Origin of the sequence: Paenibacillus sp. FSL K6-1096, assembly GCF_037977055.1 — a bacterium.
In the GTDB taxonomy this organism is placed as follows: domain Bacteria; phylum Bacillota; class Bacilli; order Paenibacillales; family Paenibacillaceae; genus Paenibacillus_AQ.
In genome coordinates this window covers 5,804,728-5,824,074 of record NZ_CP150274.1, presented here as the reverse complement: position 1 = coordinate 5,824,074, position 19,347 = coordinate 5,804,728, and the positions used below count along the sequence as shown (strand labels likewise).

The following is a 19,347-nucleotide window of genomic DNA, read 5'->3' as shown; positions in this document are numbered from 1 at the left end:
GCTACCATTGATTCCGGTGACGGAACAGCATATAAATAAAGAACGGCGCCCCGATTCCGGCGGTGAATACGCCTGCCGGAATATCGAGCGGATGGAACAGGGTGCGGGCGATCAGATCAGCCAGGAAGACCAGCAGGCCGCCCGTTAATGCAGACATAACCAGCAGGCTGCCGAACATTCTGCCGCTCAGCCGCCTTGCCAGATGCGGGGCAATCAGGCCGATGAAGCCGATCGCTCCGGCTACCGAGACGGCAAAGCCGGCCAGAATCACACTGATCAGCACCAGCAGCATCCGGTGCCGCTGCACCGTGACGCCCAGGCTGCCCGCCACATCATCCCCCAGCTCCTGGGCATTCAGGCTTCGGGCGAAATACAGGGCTGCCGGCAATCCCGCCAGCAGTGCAGGAAGCACAGTGTACACCTGCTCCCAGGCTGCTCCGTAGATGCTGCCTGTCATCCAGAGATAGGCCTTGGCTGCCGAGATCGATGAGCTCATAACAATCATAAGTGTGGTTGCCGCCTTCGCGGCGGCCGACAGACCGATCCCGATCAGCACCAGGCGGATGGGAGTCACACCCTTTTGCCATGACAAGGCGTAGACCAGCACAGAGACCACCAGCGCACCGGCTACGGCCGCAGCCGGCAGCAGCTTGATGCTTACACTGCCGCTGAGGAAGGTAATGAAGGCCACTGCCGCAGCGGAAGCACCGCCCGTAATGCCGATGATATCGGGTGAAGCCAGCGGATTGCGGATCACCCCCTGGAGAATAGCCCCGGATACGCCCAGGGCCGAGCCCACCAGAAGAGCGGTCAGAACACGCGGCAGTCTCAGTGTCATAATTACGAAATCATATTCTCCCTGTCCGGTGCCGAATATCGTCTGCAGAACACCAAGCGGAGAGATATAATCGTTCCCCCAGCCGGTTCCCGCGGCAATCGCTACGATATACAAGCAGAGCCCGGCCGCCAGCGCCCACGCGGTTCTCCACTCTGAGGGCGCGGACAAGCGCCGGGGCTTCCCGCCCAGCTTCGCTGAATGCTTCATTTCCATGCACCTCCCTTACGGGCCACATGGATGAAGAAGGGAACCCCCACTGCAGCGGTCATTACGCCGATCGGAATCTCCGACGGGCTGATCAGCAGCCGGGCGGCCACATCGGAGAGCAGCAGGAGCGCGGCTCCCAGCAGTGCCGAGAAGGGCAGCACCCAGCGGTAATCATTGCCGGCCAGCCCGCGGGCCATATGGGGAACGAACAGTCCGATGAAGCCGACCGCTCCCACCATAGCCACAGAACCTCCGGCCAGAATGACAATCAGAGCACCAAGCAGCAGCTTGACCATACCGGTCCGCTGTCCGAGGCCTCTCGCCACATCTTCGCCCGTAGATAGCAGATTCAGTGACCGGCCCATACTAAGGGCGGCCAGCGCCGCCACCCCGATGAACGGCAGCAGCGGCAGCACGTTGTCAAGCGAACGGCCGCTGATCGAGCCGGCCAGCCAGAACAGCACATCCTGCAGGCCCGCCTCATTCATGACCAGCACCGCCTGGGTGCTGGAGGCGAACAGCGCGGTAATCGCGGAGCCGGCCAGCACCAGCTTGACCGGTGTCAAGCCGTCGCGTCCAAGCGAACCCAGCGCATAGACAATTGCAGCAGCGATTATAGCTCCGCCGACAGCATAGAGCGAGAGCAGCAGCAGCGGCGTAGCGGGATTCACAAGCACAGCCAGAACCACCATCAGTATAGCCCCGGAGCTTACACCGAACACATCCGGCGAGGCCAGCGGATTGCGGCTCATCGCCTGCATCAGGGTGCCGGCCAGTGCCAGGCAGGCTCCAACCGCCAGCGCAATCACCGCACGCGACAGCCGCTCCGTACGGACAATCAGTTGCTCTACACTAGAGGCATCGTACTCCGTGAACGCCTTGACCAGCGTGCCCCAGGTGATGGGCGTTCTGCCCAGCAGCAGACTGGCGGTGAAGGCAGCGCACAGCAGTACTATTAAGCTACACAGCAGTATGGTGTTGCGCTTATTCATTGGGGCAGATTGAACATCTTATACAGGCTGTCCAGCATCTGGTTAGCCGAAATAATGCCGCCCGCCATATTCCAGGATACCTCGTCTACCTGGTAGACCTGATTATTCCGCACAGCATCCAGGTTCTTCCACAGCGGATGGCTGGTCCAGTCGGAGAACAGCTTCTGAACCGCTGCCTCGTCGTTCCCGGAATTGAAGTTGAAGATGACATCAGCGTTCATATCAGGGATATTCTCCTTGGAGGTGAGCTGCACGCCCCATACATCGGCATCATGGCCCGGCGGCCGGGTGAAGCCCAGCTCCTTCAGAATGCCTCCGGCGTATCCCATATAGAAGATCCGTGCGTGGTCCTCCCGGAAGTTAGTAATCGTAGCTTCGATAGGCAGCTTATCCCCCATCTTCTGTTTGAAATCCGCCACCCGGTTATCCCAATCCGCCAGCAGCTTATCCGACTTATCCTGCTGATTCATGACCTCGCCCATCAGCTTGACCGTGCCCTTCCAGTCGTATACCAGATCCGTCATTACGGTCGGTGCAATTTGGCTAAGCTGATCATAAATCGCCTCATGACGGGTTTTGTTGGCAAAAATAACATCAGGCTTCAGCTTGTAGATCTCCTCAAGATTCGGCTGAGTCTCGGTTCCGATCTGCTGCACATCCCCGAGCTCTGCACGGAGGTATTCATACACCGGCTTCTGCAGCCAGGATTCTACAATGCCAACCGGCTTGATGCCAAAAGCGGCCGAAGCATCATTCGCTCCCTGATACAGGCTGACCACCCGCACCGGAGTGCCTGTGATCTGTGTCTCTCCCATCACATGCTTGATCGTCCGCACCTCATCTGACGATGAATCCGGCGCTTGCGTACTTCCGGCATTCTGTGCAGCCGCCTGCTCTGTAGCCTGAGGCTGGGATGTCTCTGCAGCGCTGTCCGCCTTCTGGCCGCAGCCTGCTGCGATCAGCATGACAATCAGCAGCAGAGCTGCCATCCAGACTGGTCTTCTGTTGTATCGGTGCTTCATCATTATTCAATCTCCCCCGCCTTGATCTATGTACTTGAGAATTCAAATCTAATTGATATTGATTCTCATTATTAATTATAGAAAAAGCCGCCGGGGTGAACATAGCCGATTGCGTTCACATTTTGGACATTTCCGTTCTCCATAGCTCACAGATTCTATCCAGCAGTAAATTATGCGAATACGCCGTATACATCGTATACAAATGCTGCTCCTCGAACAGGGAATAGACTCTGCCCGCACGGGCAGCCTTCATGGTCATCCAGCGGGAATCTCCCTTAATCTGCTGCACCTTCTCCCGGATCGACTGCTTCGCCTGCGGGCTGCCGTCATTACGCAGGCTGGTGAACAGCAGAATATCCGGGTCATAGCTGTACACTTCACTATTCTTGATCTCCCGGAACAACGGGATGTCGCCCAGCCCCTCAGGAGCCTGAAATCCCAGATCCCCATAGAAGACCTCGCCTCCATTCCTGCGGCCAAACAGGCAGATCCGACCGCCTCCAACTCCAACAATAAGAACCGTCCTGCCCTCCGTAAAAGATGACAGGGCCGCGCGGATTCTCTGCGCCTTGAGCTCATATTGCGCCAGCCAGGCCTCTCCTGCCTCTTCCCGCCCGGTAGCCAGGGCCACCTTGCGAAGCTGGGTGCGCCAGTCATCGAAGAACGGAATGGTCACTACCTGCGCAATATGCTCGAACATCCTAGCCTTGGGCTGCGTCTGCTCATCATAGACCTCGCAGGTGAGAATAACCTCCGGCTCTGCTGCGGCCAGCTTGTCCAGATCGGGCCGCAGATGGCCGATCTCCCGGGTCCGCTTCAGCTTAAGCGGATAATATCCGTTGATTAATGCACCGTATGGCTCAATGCCGAGCGCCAGGAGATGGCCTGTCAGATGATGCTCCAGGGAGACAATCCGTTCCGAGGATTTCACTTGGCGTACATATTGGGTGGGAGACATGCCTACCACTGACCGGAACTTCCGGCTGAAATAGAACTCATCCGCAAAGCCGACACTGTGGGCGATGGTGCGGAAGGAATCCTTGCTGGACAGCAGCGCCTGCTTGGCGCGCTTCAGACGGATACCCGTCAGGCATTCAACAGGCGTCTGGCCAAGCTGCTTCTTGAATAGCCTGGAATAATAATCCGGGCTCATTCCCGCTACCTCTGCCAGCTTCTCCCGGGTCACACTTCGTGCGTAATTCCGTTCCATATATTCAACCGTCCTGGCAATCGCCAGCTCATGGGCCGATTCCTGCGGGCCGGAAGAGCTCTCAAGCAAGATAAACAGCAGCTCCTGAAACAGGATATTCGCCTTCATCTGCTGCAGTCTGCTTCCGGCGAGCTGCTCCAGAATCTCCATTCCCATATCCATCAGCGGGATGCCCGGGAGCGGAAGATATTCGAGAGGCCGTTCCAGGCAGACCGGCTCAGGATTCCCGGATGATCTCTCCCCGAGAATCACGAAGCTTAAGCTCATGTCCCTCTCCCAGCCCGCTGCATGATCCGCAGGATCAGCTTCCGGTGGAAGGATTTTCACGGCCTGTATGGAGGCTTGCTTATACTTATAACTGGAATGCCGCTTAACAGGCCCGCTCAAGAGCAGCAGTGTATGAAGATATTCCCGGCTCTTCAGCTCTTCTGGCCGGAAGAATGCGGATTCCCCCGCCGGAGCCGGTCCGGCCAGCCGGTAATGGTAACCAGCAAGCTCCTGATGCATGTCATTCATAATTGTGGACCCTCCATTTGAGAATAGTTCTCACTACATTCTAAAGTGAAATCCCTTCTCTGGCAAATCCGCTGGCTTCATAAACAGATCCAGAAACAGATCAAGCAGCACCCCTGCGCTGACGCAGAAGCACTGCTTGAAGTAAAGTATTATATAGATGCTACCGGATGAGCGTCAGCAGCAGATCACCGCTGGTTATTTCCGTTGCTGTACTCTTCAGCACGTCAAGGTACTGCGCCGAGTTGGTTACAATCACTGGAGTCGCGGTGACGAATCCGGCGGCACGGATGGCCTCCACATCGAACTCCAGCAATAGCTGGCCCTGCTCCACCCGGTCGCCTTCCTTGGCAATTTTATTGAAATGCTGTCCCTTGAGCTTCACCGTATTGACGCCGATATGAATCAGCAGCTCGGCCCCGTTATCCGAGGTAATGCCAATGGCATGACCGGTCGGGAAGACGGTAGTCACTGTTCCGCTCACCGGTGAGGTCAGCCGGCCCGAAGAAGGCTCAATAACAATGCCTTGACCCATAGCCCCGGAAGCGAAGGCTTCATCCGGCAGATTCTTCAGCGGCTGCAGCGTTCCGGCCAACGGACTGACAACCAGTTCTTTAGCAATCACTGTCGGAGCAGTGCTGGCGGCAGTTCCGGCCGGATTAGCTGAAGACTCTGCCGCAGCCTCCGGCTCGGTATAGCCAAGCACCAGTACCAGCACAGCCGCCAGCACAAAGGCTACAAGGATACCAATGACAACCCAGACAAAGCCGGTGCCGAAATAAGTCGGCAAGGCCAGCAGGCCCGGCAGGGAGAAGGATAAGGCTCTTGCGCCGCCTGCGGCAATAATAGCACCGCCGACCGCCCCGGAGATGCAGGCGTAGATGAACGGTTTTTTGAGCTTGAGGGTAACGCCATAGATTGTCGGCTCCGTAATCCCGAAGATGGCTGACAATGTGGATGAACCGGCCAGCGCCTTCAGCTGCGTATTTCTTGTTTTCAGGAATACCCCGAACACCGCCCCGGCCTGCGACAGCACGGCAGCACTTAGAATCGGCAGCATCGTATCCTGTCCCAGAGTCGCAATATTGCTTAGCATAATCGGCACGAAGCCCCAGTGAACCCCGAAGATGACGAAGACTTGCCAGAACGCCCCGGCAATCGCCCCGGCGACCAGCGGACTAAGATTGTACAGCCAGGTATAACCGGAAGCCAGACCGTCACTGATCAGCGAGCCTACAGGCCCGAACGCCAGGAACGTCAGCGGAATGACAATCAGCAGCGCGAACATGGGCACGAGAATATTGCGGACCGACTCGTGAATGAACGAACGGAACCAGCGTTCCACATACGATTGCACCCATACCGCCAGAATAATCGGAATGACGCTGGAGGAGTAGTTGATCAGCACGATTTTGATACCCAGGAAATTCAGGGCATCCGGCGAGCCAACCGCTTCAATGACCTTGGGATAGATCAACGCTCCGGCAACGGCAAGGGACACAAACTGGTTCGCCTTGAATTTGCGCGCTGATGTAACCGCGAGGAAGAGCGGCAGGAAATAGAACACACTGTCCGAGGCCGCATTGAGAATCATGTATGTCCCGCTCTCGGCACTGATCCATTCCAGCGACAGAATCAGGGCCAGCAGGCCTTTGAGAATCCCCGCTCCGGCCAGCGCTCCAAGAATCGGCGAGAAGATGCTTGAAATGATATCGACTGCTTTACCGAGGATGCCGGTGCTTTCCGAGCTCTCCTCACTGCCGCTTTTCTCCGCGTCCTGAAGCGAGGTTTCCTTCATGATCTGCTCGAACACCTGGCTGACATTGTTGCCGATGACCACCTGGAACTGCCCGCTGCTCTCGACTACGGTGATGACTCCGGGCGTTTTTTCCAGCGCCGCTTTATTGGCCTTGCCGCTATCCTTCAGCTTGAACCGGAGACGTGTGGCACAATGGAATACAGAATTCACATTATCATCCCCGCCGACAAGTGTAATAATTTGTTTGGATAAGTCTTTGTTACTCATTGGATTTGCTCCTTGTCTGTAAGTATTGATACGTTGCAGAGGCGGAATATGCCAGCAGATAATATCTTTCCCCTCTGCAAACAAGAAAAACCTGAACTCAAGGCAAAAGAAGGCGTCAAATGAACGCTTTTTTGCCGTCAGTTCAGGTTTTGCCTGCATGACCAGTTACACCCTGTACTTATGATCATATGAAGTTATGATGATGATGCTTAAGTGATAGCTATTCCAGGCTATTGCGCTCTGTTACCCGCTGGATATGAATGGTCAGGTAGACGTATTCATCCTTGCTGAGGCTCTGGCCGTAGGAGCTCTCCAGATAATCATTAATTTTGCCCACACATTCAAAAGCCTTGACATACGTCTGCTTCACCTGATTATACAGAAATTCCTCGCCGCTGTTATTCGTCTCCTTCTTCAGCACCCGCATGGAGAAATACTGCAGATGGGTCAGGAACCGCGAATAGTTCAGCGAAGTCTCATCCAGCACCACCTTGTAATGATAGGTAACGATATTCAGAATATTCTGGACAATCTCTGTCATCTTGATGGTCGATCTGACCTCATTGCCGTCCAGTCTGGCGTTCACCAGATGCAGAGCAATGAATCCGGCCTCATCTTCCCCAAGCGCGAATCCGGTAGCCTGCTCGATAATCTTCAGAGCGTCCAGGCCGATGGCGAACTCCTTGTGGTAGAAGCGCTTGATCTCAAACAGCATCGCATTCTTGAGCTTGATGCCCTTCTCGAACCGCTGCAGCGCAAAATGAATATGATCGGTCAGTGTCAGGTAGAGATTATCGCTCAGCTCTGTACCCAGCACTTCATTGGCATAAGCAACAATTTCGCTCGCCAGCTCCAGATGAGTCACCGGAATCTCATTCAGCAGCTCCGTCAGCCTGGCGGTGAATTCATTCTCGTTCAGCAGGAAGATCTTATCCACCTTGGCCGGATCGACATAATCGCCCGCAACCTTGTTGAAGGAAATCCCCCGGCCCATGACGATGACTTCTTTGCCCTTCCGGTTCTTCGTCAGCAGCACATTGTTGTTCAGCACCTTCTCGATGATCATCTCTATTTCACCTCCTCACCATAGATTGTACAAAAAAAGCCTAAGTTAATTCCAATATCATTCATAAAATGATACTCGAATCAGCTTAGGCATTGCCCGCGTTACCGGTCACAATCCTGTATTACTGTTATTGTAGCACAAATAAAAGCGATTTCAAGCCCCTTTGTCCGAAAAAATAGAACTCCTCCGCTATCCGGTTTGAAATCCCGGCGGCAGGGCTACGCTGATAACAGATATTCCGTGCGGACAGCGCCTGTGATGCCTGCTCCCACAATACTACCTGAGGAGGGATGGTATGCTTGCGGTTCATCAGCGCCTGGCTGAGCTGTACACCCTTAGTCTGAAACGCCCGCTGGCGGCGGCAGAGCAGGATGAGCTTCAGTACTGCCTGCATGTCAACACCGTCTATTGCTGGGAGATGGCGAGGCTGCATATGGAAGGGCTGCTGGCAGCAGATACGCAGGACGAAGTCTGGCAGCAGGAGATCAGCGCGCAGCTGCTGGAGGTTCGGGTCAGCGGAAAGCCCGGCAGGAAACGGCGGTAGCCATGCAGACAGCAAAAAAGCAGCAGCCCTCCCTTATCCGGGACGGGCTGCTGCTTAGGCTGCTTACAGGAAGCGGAACTGCGCTTCAATTAAGCCGTTATAGATGCCGTCATGCTTCGTCAGCTCGGCATGGTTGCCTTCTTCCTTGATCTCGCCGTGATCCAGCACCACAATCTTATCCGCATGGCGGATCGTAGAGAGGCGGTGGGCTACGATGAAGGAGGTCCGGCCCTGAAGCAGCAGCTTCAGCGCCTCCTGGATCTTAATCTCCGTCTCCGTATCAATGCTGGCCGTCGCCTCATCCAGAATCAGAATCCGCGGATCGGCCAGCAGCGCCCGGGCGAAGGAGAGCAGCTGCCGCTGTCCCATCGACAGCGCACTGCCGCGTTCCTCTACCTCGGTATCATAGCCGCGGGGCAGCTTCATGATGAATTCATGAGCGTCCACCGCCTTGGCCGCTGCTTCAATCTGCTCGTCGGTGGCATCCAGCCGTCCGAAGCGGATATTATCGCGGATCGTTCCCGAGAAGATGAACGTATCCTGAAGCACAATCCCGATCTGCTCGCGCAGGCTCTGCAGCGTAACATCGCGGATATCCCGGCCGTCAATCGTAATCTGGCCGCTCTTGATATCATAGAACCGGCCGATCAGATTGATGATGGTGCTTTTGCCGGAGCCGGTATGCCCTACGAGAGCTATGGATTGGCCTGCCTTAACATCCAGATTGATGCCCTTCAATGCAGCGCGGCCCTTCTCATATTCGAACACTACATTATTGAAGTGAATGTCTCCCTTGATCTTGGCCAGCGGCGTTGCCCCCGGCTTATCCTGTACGGCAGGCTGCTCGTCAAGATATTCGAAGATCCGCTCGGAGGAAGCCATTGCCACCAGCAGCTGGTTGTACATTTGTCCCAGCCGGTTGATCGGGTCCCAGAAGTTGCTGACATAGCTGCTGAAGGCGACCAGGAAGCCGACCGTCAGCTCACCGGACTGGATCAGATAAGCCCCGAACCAGAACAGGATCATCGTCCCGAACCCGCCGGTAACTTCAATGATTGGACCGAACGCCTGGTTCATCGCCGACGCCTTGTTCCACGCTTTGCGGCTGTCCATGTTCATTGCATTGAAATACTGCATATTCTCTTCTTCCTGGGTGTAGGCCTGCGTGACCCGAATTCCCTGAATCGACTCGTTCAGATGGGAGTTAATCCGCGAATTCTTCATCCGCACATCCTGCCAGGCGATACGAATTCTCTGCCGCAGCTTGGTGGAGATCAGGAACATAATCGGCACGGTAACCATCACCGCAAGCCCCAGCTTCCAGTTAATCAGCAGCAGAATAATCATAATCCCGAAGAGCTGTACGCAGTCAATCATCAGATTGACCACCCCGTTGGTGAACAGGTCCTGCAGCGAGTTAATATCATTGGTCACCCGGACCAGCACCGATCCGGCAGGTCGTTTATCGAAGAAGTTGAAGGACAGCTTCTGGATATGCCGGAACAGGTCTGAGCGCAGATCATAGATAACCCGCTGCCCGATCACATTCGTGTATTTAATCCGGTACACACCGGCGATCCATTGAATCAGATACAGGATAATGACACAGGCCGTCAACGTGTAGAGCAGGGTCAGGCTGGGATTCCCCTCTTTGGGAGCTATCGCTTTGTCGATTGCCATACTGGTCAGGAACGGAACCGTAAGCTTGGTAATCGTCCCCAGAATCATCATAACCGAGACCAGCGGCAGCATCTGCTTCGCATAAGGCTTCATATAACTGAACAGGCGGATGAACTGCTTCCAGTCAAAAGCCTTATCAATTACATCATCATCCTTATAGATGAAGCGTTCTTCCAGCGTCTGCTCTTCTGCCTTGCCGTTCTTAGCTCCTGCTGCACCGTTAGCGGTCTGCTTGGAGGTCTCAAGACTCATGCCGGATCACCTGCCTCTCGGTCATTTACCCTGGACAGATAGTCGGCGTACTGAATCCGGTACACATCCTGGTAAGGTCCGGGAACCTCAATCAATTCCTGATGGGTGCCCTGCTGGACCATCTTGCCTTCATTCATTACGATGATCTGGTCGGCATGGCGCAGGGAGGAGATCCGGTGGGCAATAATCAGCGTCGTCCGCCCGCGCATAACCTCCTGGAATCCGGCCTGAATCTCATGCTCGGTCTCCATATCCACCGCACTGGTGGCATCATCCAGAATAAGAATCCGCGGATTCTTCAGCAGCGCCCGGGCAATCGCGATCCGCTGCTTCTGGCCGCCGGAGAGACCCATGCCGCGCTCCCCGACCACCGTGTCATAGCCTTCAGGCATCTCCATTATGAAGTCATGGGCCTTCGCCAGCTCGGCGGCACGGATAATCTCGTCCATGCTGACATTTTTGAGCCCATAGGAGATATTGTTGCGGATGGAGGAGGAGAACAGGAACGTCTCCTGGAATACCGTCGAGATCTGTGAGCGCAGACTGCGGACCTGGAACTCGCGGATGTCCACGCCATCGAGCTTGATGCTCCCCTGGTTCACATCATAGGCCCGCATCATCAGCTGGGTGATAGTAGATTTGCCGGACCCGGTTCCCCCAAGGAAGCCGATAACCGCACCCGGCGCGGCATGGAAGTGAATATCCTTGACCGCCGGCATTTTATTCCCGTATGCAAAGGTCACATGGTCGAATTCAACCTCGCCCTTCACATCAGTCGGCACAAGCTCTTTTGCACCTTCTTTATCCTTCACATCGATCGGCTGATTCAGCACCTCCAGTACACGCTCACCCGAGGCCTTGGACTGGGTATAGTTGTTGATATGGAACCCGAGCCCCCATACCGGACCGATGATGTACCAGATCAGGCTGAAGAAGGCAACGAGCTCGCCCAGCGACATCTGCTTGTTAATGACCAGCGTACCGCCGACCCCGAGCAATATTGCAACACTGACCGAAGCCAGCAGCTCCATGACCGGGAAGAACTTGCTCCACAGCTCAGCCGCAAAAATCTGGTTATCCTTATAACGTTCATTACGGTGTGAGAATTTCTCAACCTCGTAGCCTTCTCTGGCAAACGATTTGACCGTTCTCACCCCGGTGACATTCTCCTGTACAGCCGTTGTCAGGGAACTTAACGCCAGGCGCATCTCCTGAAAGGCCGGATGAATCTTGGATTCAAACTTAAAGGCAACCATCGCCAGAAACGGCATCGTAATCAGCGTAACCAATGTCAGCTTCCAGTTGATAGTAAACATCATAATGGAGCCGAACATCACCATGAAAAATACATTCAGCAATTGGGCGAAGCCGAAGCCGATGAACATCCGGATCGCTTCCAGGTCCCCGGTCAGCCGGGACATCAGGTCGCCTGTCTTCGCGGTATCATAATACCGGAAGGACAGAAATTGCAGCTTCTCATAACAGGCATTGCGCAGCCGGTAAGCCAGGAAATTCCCCAGCCGCCCGCCGAAGAAGCCATGGGCAAACTGCAGACACGCTTTGACAAAAATAACAGCAAGCACACTAAGAGCGAGTACGGGCACCTCAGCAAACTTTAGGGGAACAATAACGTCATCAATCAATTTCCTTAACAAATTGGGGGTAATAAGCCCCACTGCAGTTGCGGCCGCCAAACAGATAATCGACAGAATTAAATAATGCAGCTTCTCCCGATAAAAGCCCCGCAGTTGCCTGAGAACATCCATATCTCTCCTCCTTAAAGCTTTACGAAGTAAAGCTCGCTTCGTAAGCATAAACTTGGCTTTACGAAGTAAAGCTTGCTTCGTAAGCATAAACTGAGTCCCCCTGGCAGCAGCTATTAACACGTGAACTCTCATTTTTTAGCGCTTCCAATTTAGGGACTTTAAGCAGTTTATCATCCCTAATTTAATGCGGCAAAGGGGAGAAACCTCCGTTTTCCCTGTTTTTTCGGAAAAAACACGGCTTAAGCGGGAACAAAAGGATGCCCGTCGTTTCAATTGCTGCGATTTCCTCGCAAATCCTGTTCAATTAAGATATAGCAAGATTCAAGGGTGAGAATTAGCTTTTAGGCAGTCTGTTAATAGGAATTTTATGTATTTTTCTTGGGAGAATGGTCTCTGTCAGCATGAAGTGGTGGACTGAAATTCCGCTATTCCGGAAAATCAGGAGTATCTGCCCGCCAACTGGACTCAGATTCCTTTATTACACTGAACACGCCTGTTTCAGGCCCCGGAAAATCAAGATAACGGAATCTCAGTCCGTTTCAGCACCAATATCAGCTTTTTTGGAGCAATAAGCGCTTTTGAGTCCACATACCAAAAAACGTGCCCCTAAATCTTCGGCCTAAGGCCGTAAAGATTCAGGGACACGTATTGAATGTTGCCTATTTAGATGGATGAGGCTCCGCTCCGGATTACCCGATACTGCCTTCCATCTCGAACTTGATCAATCTATTCATTTCTACCGCATATTCCATCGGCAGCTCTTTGGTGAATGGCTCAATGAAGCCCATGATGATCATCTGGGTGGCATCGGCTTCGGAAAGGCCGCGGCTCATGAGGTAGAACAGCTGCTCCTCAGAGACCTTGGAGACGGTAGCCTCATGCTCCAGCACAATGTTATCGTTCATGATCTCATTGTATGGAATCGTGTCCGAGGTGGACTCGTTATCCAGAATGAGCGTATCGCATTTGATATTGGACTTAGCGCCTTCTGCCTTACGGCCAAAGGAAGCGAGTCCGCGGTATGTTACCTTGCCGCCATGCTTACTGATCGACTTGGATACAATCGTGGAGGTGGTATCCGGTGCCAGATGGATCATCTTGGCCCCTGCATCCTGATGCTGGTCCTTGCCTGCTACAGCAATCGATAATACAGAGCCTTTGGCTCCGCGGCCTTTCAGCACTACAGCCGGATATTTCATCGTCAGCTTGGAGCCGATGTTGCCGTCTACCCATTCCATCGTTGCATTCTCTTCAGCCACCGCACGTTTTGTAACCAGGTTGTAGATATTCGGGGCCCAGTTCTGAATCGTGGTGTAACGGACACGGGCATTCTTCATGCAGAGAATCTCAACCACAGCGCTGTGCAGCGAGTTGGTGCTGTAGATCGGTGCGGTACAGCCTTCCACATAATGCACGAAGCTGTCTTCGTCCGCCAGAATCAGGGTACGCTCGAACTGTCCCATATTCTCGGAATTGATCCGGAAGTAAGCCTGCAGCGGCACTTCACACTTAACGCCCTTCGGCACATAGATGAAGCTGCCCCCGGACCATACAGCACTGTTCAGTGCAGCGAACTTGTTGTCAGCAGGCGGAATGATCGTGCCGAAGAACTTCTTGAACAGCTCGGGATGATCACGCAGTGCCGAATCGGTATCTGTGAAAATAACACCCTGCTCTTCCAGGTTCTTCTGCATGCTGTGATAGACGACCTCGGATTCATACTGTGCAGAGACACCGGCCAGGAATTTCTGCTCGGCTTCCGGAATCCCCAGCTTATCGAAGGTCTCCTTGATCTCGGAGGGAACCTCCTCCCAGGTCTTGCCCTGCTTCTCCGAAGGTCTTACATAATATTGAATGTCATCGAAGTCCAGATCATCCAGATTGCCGCCCCACTTAGGCATCGGCATCTTGCGGAACTGCTCCAGGGACTTCAGGCGGAATTCCAGCATCCAGTCCGGCTCGTTCTTGATTGCGGAGATTTCCCGGACAATCTCTTCCGTGAGTCCTTTACCAGACTGAAATATCGACTTGTGCTCGTCACGGAATCCGTACTGGTATTCCTCCATATCAGGTGCTTTCTTAGCCATGGTGTCAGCCTCCTTGTTTGTAATGTTATTGATGTGCTTCTTCCGTATCTATGCCTTTGCGAAGCGCGTTCCAGGCCAATGTGGCACATTTGATCCGCGCAGGGAATTTATTCACACCGGACAGTGCCTCGATATCCTCATAATCTCCGAAGTCTGCCTCTTCCCCCTTCATCAGCGAGGAGAAGCTGTCGGCCATCTCCAGCGCACGGGCTACGGTCTGGCCCTTGACTGCCTCGGTCATCATCGAAGCTGATGACATGCTGATCGAACAGCCTTCGCCGCTGAAGCGGGCGTCCTTGACAATACCCTCCTCAACCTTCAGCTGAAGCGTAATGCGGTCGCCGCAGGTCGGGTTGTTCAGCTCAATCTTCAGAGCCTCATCTTCAAAGGAACCGCGGTTCCGGGGATTCTTGTAATGATCCATAATGACGCGACGGTATAAGTCATCCAAGTTCATAACTGAAATACTCCTTTGCCTTCATTAAGGCCTTAGCCAGCGCATCTACATCCTGCTCCGTATTGTACAGATAGAAGCTCGCCCGCGCGGTAGAGCTGACCTCAAGCCAGCGCATGAGCGGCTGGCAGCAGTGATGTCCGGCCCGGACAGCCACGCCCTCCGCATCCAGCACAGTCGCTACGTCATGCGGATGGACATCACCCAGATTGAAGGTGACTACGCCTACCTGACGGTTGCGCGGGCCGTAAATCGTCAAGTCGCTGATCTCTGACAGCACCTGCTCCGCGTAGGCGGCAAGCTGTATTTCGTGGCGGTGTATTTCATCCATCCCCACCTCCTGCAGGAAATCAATCGCTGCCCCTAAGCCAACAGCACCGGCAATAATCGGTGTTCCGCCTTCAAACCTCCAGGGCAGCTCCTTCCAGGTGGACTCGTACAGCCCGACATCATCGATCATCTCGCCGCCGAACTCGACAGGCTCCATGGCTTCCAGCAGCGCCTTCTTGCCGTATAGAGCGCCGATTCCCGTTGGCGCAAGCATTTTATGGCCGGATAAAGCATAGAAATCGCAGTCCAGATCCTGCACATCCACCTTCAGATGCGGCGTGCTCTGCGCCCCGTCCACGACGATTACTGCGCCGTGGCGGTGGGCAATAGCCGCAAGCTCTTTAACAGGGTGGGTAACGCCCATCACATTGGATACATATGCTATGGCTACAATCTTGGTCTGATCCGTAATCGTCTGCTCGGCATCCTCCAGCGTGATTGTTCCATCCTTCTGCAGCGGCAGGAACTTCAGGGTGGCCCCGGTTCTCTTGGCCAGCTGCTGCCAGGGAATGAAATTACTGTGATGCTCCATCTGGGTGATCACAATCTCATCCCCTTCCTTCAGAACGGAAGGTCCATAGGAGGAAGCTACAATATTAAGCGCGGTGGTTGTACCGCGGGTGAAGATAATCTCCTTGGTGCTGCGGGCATTAATGAAGTTCTTCAGCTTCTCGCGGGCCCCTTCATAAGCATCGGTTGCCCGGCTGCCCAGGGTGTGAACCCCGCGGTGCACGTTGGAATTATCCCATTCATAATAGGATTTGACCGCCTCAATGACCTGGCGCGGCTTCTGCGAGGTTGCCGCACTGTCCAGATAGACCAACGGATGGCCGTTAATCTTCTGGTTCAGGATGGGAAACTGCTCCCGGATCAGGCTGCTAATCATTGGCCTAACTTCCTTTCCACAAGAGATTGGAGCTGATTGCGCAGTCCCTCCAGTGGAATTTGCGACACAACAGGCGCAAGGAAGCCGTATATGATCAGTGTTTCTGCTTCATGCCGTGTCAATCCACGGGACATCAGGTAATAGACCTGTTCATAATTGACCTGTCCTACGGAAGCGGCATGGCCTGCAGTTACATCGTCTTCATCAATCAGGAGGATCGGGTTGGCGTCGCCGCGGGCTTTGGGACTCAGCATCAGCACCTTCTCCGTCTGCTGCCCGTCTGCTCTGGTGGCACCCTTCTCAATCTTGGTAATCCCGTTGATAATCGAAGTGGCCGAATCCCGCATCACAGCACGGGTAATCATGTCACTAGGGGTATTGCGCCCGAAATGCTGGGCTTGGGTCGTATAGCTCAGCTTCTGCGCACCGGAGCCTACGGCGATAACCTTGGCATCCGAGCTTGCTCCGTTGCCCTTCAGCACAGACTTGGTATCGCTGGCCGTATCGCCATAGTTCATCTCGCCGATGATCCATTCAATGCTGCCGTCATTCTCGACAACAGCCCGGCGGTAGGTAATATCCGTCGTATCTTCACCCAGCTGATGCACAGTGGCATAACGCACAGCAGCGCCTGCGCCTACGAAGACTTCCACAGCGCCGTTATGCAGACCCGCTTCGGTTTTGTCTGAAACATAGTTATCTACGTAGGTTACCGAGCTGTTAGCATCGGCTACGATCAGGATATGCGGAACAAATGCAGCTTCGGCATCGTCAGTAAGCAATACCGCCTGCACTGGAGTCTCAATGACCACGTTCTTCGGTACATAGAGGAAGACCCCGCCGTTCCATAGAGCGGCATGGAGTGCAGCGATGGAATGCTCTTCAGGCAGTACCGCCTTATGCAGATAACGCTGCACCAGGTCTCCGTGCTCACGGGCTGCAGTCTGCAGGTCAGTGAAGATCACACCCTGCTCTGCCAGTCCTGGAGCCAGAGAGGTGTATACCGCCCCAGAGTTCTGTTGAATGATCAGGCTGCCTTGCTCCTGGTCCTTGATCAGCCCGGCAACCGAAGCAGGCGCTTCGTTCAGGGACGCCCATGCTCCGCCCGTCTTGTATTCACCGTAATTGTTGATATTCCAGCGGTCGATCCGTGTCTTCTCTACCTTCGGCAGCGGCAGATCCGCTGCCAGCTCAAGAGCCTTCAGCCGGCTGTCCTTCAGCCAATCCGGTTCGCCGCTGCGCTGCGATAGCCCGCTAAGCTTCTGGGCATCTACAGGCAGTATGGTTTGCGTCGTCATAAGTGGTTTCCTCCTTCCAGCGCTTCTTAAGCTTCTTGTCCTACCGTCTCGTCTTCAATTCCGAGTTCTTCCTTGATCCATTCATAGCCGTCTGCTTCCAGACGCTGTGCCAGCTCAGGACCGCCGGATTTCACAATCCGTCCCTGCATCATGACATGGACATAATCAGGCTTGATATAGTTAAGCAGCCGCTGATAGTGGGTGATGACCAGGAATCCGCGTTCGGGACTGCGCATGGAGTTCACACCGTCGGCCACAATTTTGAGTGCGTCAATATCCAGACCGGAGTCGATTTCATCAAGAATGACAATCTTAGGGTCCAGCATCATCATCTGTAGAATCTCATTGCGCTTCTTCTCACCGCCGGAGAAGCCTTCGTTCAGGTAGCGGTGCAGAAATTCAGGGTTCATATCCAGTTCCTTCATTTTCGCTTCCATCAGGCGGATGAAGCGGATCAAGGAGATCTCGCTGCCTTCTTCACGGCGGGAGTTAATCGCGCTGCGCATGAAGTCGGAGTTGGTCACACCGCTGATCTCACTTGGATACTGCATGGCCAGGAACAATCCGGCGCGGGCTCGTTCGTCCACCGCCATCTCCAGCAGGTCTTCGCCTTCCAGCAGGGCTGTGCCCTCTGTGACCTCATACTTCGGGTGACCCATCAGGGCTGAAGCCAGCGTACTTTTACCGGTACCGTTCGGTCCCATGATGGCATGAATCTCCCCGCCCTTCATTTGAAGGTTAATACCCTTCAGGATTTCCTTTCCTTCAATCGTCGCTTTCAGTCCCTCAATGACAAATTCTGCTGCCATAATTATTATTCCCTCCATTGATCGATTTGCGAAATCAGAAAGTTGTATTGTCACAGGATAACCTGGCTACAAGCAATTAGATTTTCTATCACATTATAATTATTATAAATTCATTCAAGATGATTATCAATGATTCTCACTAATTTTATTACAAAGGGCCGGTTTTTACAAATGTATTCAGCTCTATTCTTACTGCCGGAGGCAAAGATCCGGATTCAGACCTGCTTGAGTCCCCGCCCAATTCCAGCACCGCAACGATCCGTTCCAGCGGACGAAGCCCCAGTGCCTTACACCGTTCCCGTTCATACACCCATTCCGGAATGTGGCGGCGTACCTGCCACGGCCCAGATTTGGCCAGCAGCTGGAAATTCTGAATGAGACAACAGACTGCGGCGTAGTCCTCCTGCTGCTTATGAGGATCGGCTTCTTCTTTGGCTACAACCAGCAGGAGCGGCAGCACAGCGTTCTCTGCGGAGCCGAGTTGACGGACAGCCTCGCTGCCGGTTACGTAGATGAACCGCCACGGTTCCCGCATGCCGTCATTTGGTGCCCAGACCGCTTCGTTCAGCAGCTTCAGCACGCTTTGTGGAGTAGGCCGAGCGGAATCCGCAGGCAAGCTTCCCCCTTCACCGATTGTAGTCCAATTCCGCTCAGCCGGCGTTCTTTTCCGCGCCTTCGGTATTTTGTCAAAGTAGCCGATTTCCAGAATTCCGGCGAACCTTTCTTTTTCCCGCAAACCAATTTTCTGATAAAAAAGTTCGCTATGCATCATTGGATCAGTGTACCACAACATACCGAGCCCTTGCTCCCAGCCCAAAAGCTGGACACCCTGCATGATGCTGCATACTGCGGCATAATTGATATCCTGCTGGCGCTCCGTTTCACCTGCTTCAGCAATAAAGATCAGGTGGGCCGGTGTATTTATGATTTGCTTTTTCAGAAGATCGGTCATTTTGGCAGGAAGGAGCTTGGCGAGATTGCTTCCCTTTACCTTTGCCATCATACCTTCTGCCAGTTCATCCCGGGACTCGGGGGTACCGGCATAAATACAGCGCCAGAGAGGAGTTCCCTCGGCCTCGTATAGACCGGCGGCTTCCTTCAGTAAAGATACAATAACCTCCTGCTCAACCGGCATATCGCTGAATCTCCTAACCGTCCGCCGTTCTCTTATGGTTCCGGACACATTCTCCACTCTCATTCCTCCCCGAATATAGTCTGGTATTCATAAAATGATTTACCAGTAAACTATATTTTCAAAAATGGAGGATGTCAATCCATCATTACAATATTTAATATTAATAATTTTTAGTTTACTAATGAACAATAATTGTTTAGAATAGACTTAACAAATACAAAAGGAGTGGCTC

The 19,347-nt window shown here is 53.8% G+C and carries 15 protein-coding genes; 1 reads left to right on the top strand and 14 read right to left on the bottom strand.

The features are described 5' to 3' along the window. Position 1: 1 nt before the first annotated feature. From MHI24_RS25640 to MHI24_RS25615, 6 genes are all read right to left on the bottom strand, one after another. A complete protein-coding gene (locus tag MHI24_RS25640; RefSeq protein ID WP_340022383.1) occupies positions 2–1,045 on the bottom strand; it encodes an iron ABC transporter permease in 1,044 nt (347 codons plus the stop codon). Further along, the gene (locus MHI24_RS25635) at positions 1,042–2,037 is read right to left on the bottom strand and encodes an iron ABC transporter permease (protein ID WP_340022382.1); all 996 of its coding nucleotides are present in this window, start codon (positions 2,035–2,037) and stop codon (positions 1,042–1,044) included. Before MHI24_RS25635 ends, MHI24_RS25640 begins: the two co-directional genes overlap by 4 nt. Next, a complete protein-coding gene (locus tag MHI24_RS25630; RefSeq protein WP_340022381.1) occupies positions 2,034–3,062 on the bottom strand; it encodes an iron-siderophore ABC transporter substrate-binding protein in 1,029 nt (342 codons plus the stop codon). Before MHI24_RS25630 ends, MHI24_RS25635 begins: the two co-directional genes overlap by 4 nt. A 112-nt stretch (positions 3,063–3,174) precedes the next feature. Further along, complete coding sequence (locus tag MHI24_RS25625) at positions 3,175–4,785, bottom strand: helix-turn-helix domain-containing protein (RefSeq protein ID WP_340022380.1); 1,611 nt, start codon at positions 4,783–4,785, stop codon at positions 3,175–3,177. 160 nt (positions 4,786–4,945) lie between these two features. Then, entirely contained in the window at positions 4,946–6,808 is a 1,863-nt protein-coding gene (locus tag MHI24_RS25620; RefSeq protein WP_340022379.1) for a beta-glucoside-specific PTS transporter subunit IIABC, read from the bottom strand. 220 nt (positions 6,809–7,028) lie between these two features. Then, positions 7,029–7,874, bottom strand: a complete 846-nt coding sequence (locus tag MHI24_RS25615; protein ID WP_340022378.1) for a PRD domain-containing protein — start codon at positions 7,872–7,874, stop codon at positions 7,029–7,031. 295 nt (positions 7,875–8,169) lie between these two features. On the opposite strand from MHI24_RS25615, the gene MHI24_RS25610 reads away from it, so the two are divergent. Then, the gene (locus MHI24_RS25610; protein ID WP_340022377.1) at positions 8,170–8,418 is read left to right on the top strand and encodes a hypothetical protein; all 249 of its coding nucleotides are present in this window, start codon (positions 8,170–8,172) and stop codon (positions 8,416–8,418) included. 63 nt (positions 8,419–8,481) lie between these two features. Here the strand turns inward: MHI24_RS25610 and MHI24_RS25605 are convergent, their stop codons facing one another. The 8 genes from MHI24_RS25605 to MHI24_RS25570 form a co-directional block, all read right to left on the bottom strand. Beyond that, positions 8,482–10,350, bottom strand: a complete 1,869-nt coding sequence (locus MHI24_RS25605; RefSeq protein ID WP_340022376.1) for an ABC transporter ATP-binding protein — start codon at positions 10,348–10,350, stop codon at positions 8,482–8,484. Further along, positions 10,347–12,116, bottom strand: coding sequence for an ABC transporter ATP-binding protein (locus MHI24_RS25600; RefSeq protein WP_340022375.1), 1,770 nt, complete (start codon positions 12,114–12,116; stop codon positions 10,347–10,349). Before MHI24_RS25600 ends, MHI24_RS25605 begins: the two co-directional genes overlap by 4 nt. A 689-nt stretch (positions 12,117–12,805) precedes the next feature. Further along, positions 12,806–14,203 (bottom strand): Fe-S cluster assembly protein SufB, encoded by a 1,398-nt coding sequence (gene sufB, locus MHI24_RS25595; protein WP_340022373.1) that lies wholly within the window; start codon positions 14,201–14,203, stop codon positions 12,806–12,808. Between the two features lie 25 nt (positions 14,204–14,228). Further along, entirely contained in the window at positions 14,229–14,660 is a 432-nt protein-coding gene (sufU, locus tag MHI24_RS25590; protein ID WP_340022372.1) for a Fe-S cluster assembly sulfur transfer protein SufU, read from the bottom strand. Then, entirely contained in the window at positions 14,647–15,873 is a 1,227-nt protein-coding gene (locus MHI24_RS25585) for a cysteine desulfurase (RefSeq protein WP_340022371.1), read from the bottom strand. The genes sufU and MHI24_RS25585 overlap by 14 nt, the downstream gene beginning before the upstream one ends. After that, positions 15,870–17,171, bottom strand: coding sequence for a Fe-S cluster assembly protein SufD (sufD, locus tag MHI24_RS25580; protein ID WP_340022370.1), 1,302 nt, complete (start codon positions 17,169–17,171; stop codon positions 15,870–15,872). The genes MHI24_RS25585 and sufD overlap by 4 nt, the downstream gene beginning before the upstream one ends. Before the next feature lie 26 nt (positions 17,172–17,197). After that, positions 17,198–17,980 (bottom strand): Fe-S cluster assembly ATPase SufC, encoded by a 783-nt coding sequence (gene sufC / locus MHI24_RS25575; protein WP_238653280.1) that lies wholly within the window; start codon positions 17,978–17,980, stop codon positions 17,198–17,200. Between the two features lie 148 nt (positions 17,981–18,128). Next, positions 18,129–19,172, bottom strand: a complete 1,044-nt coding sequence (locus tag MHI24_RS25570; protein WP_340022369.1) for a nitroreductase family protein — start codon at positions 19,170–19,172, stop codon at positions 18,129–18,131. Between the last annotated feature and the right edge of the window lie 175 nt (positions 19,173–19,347).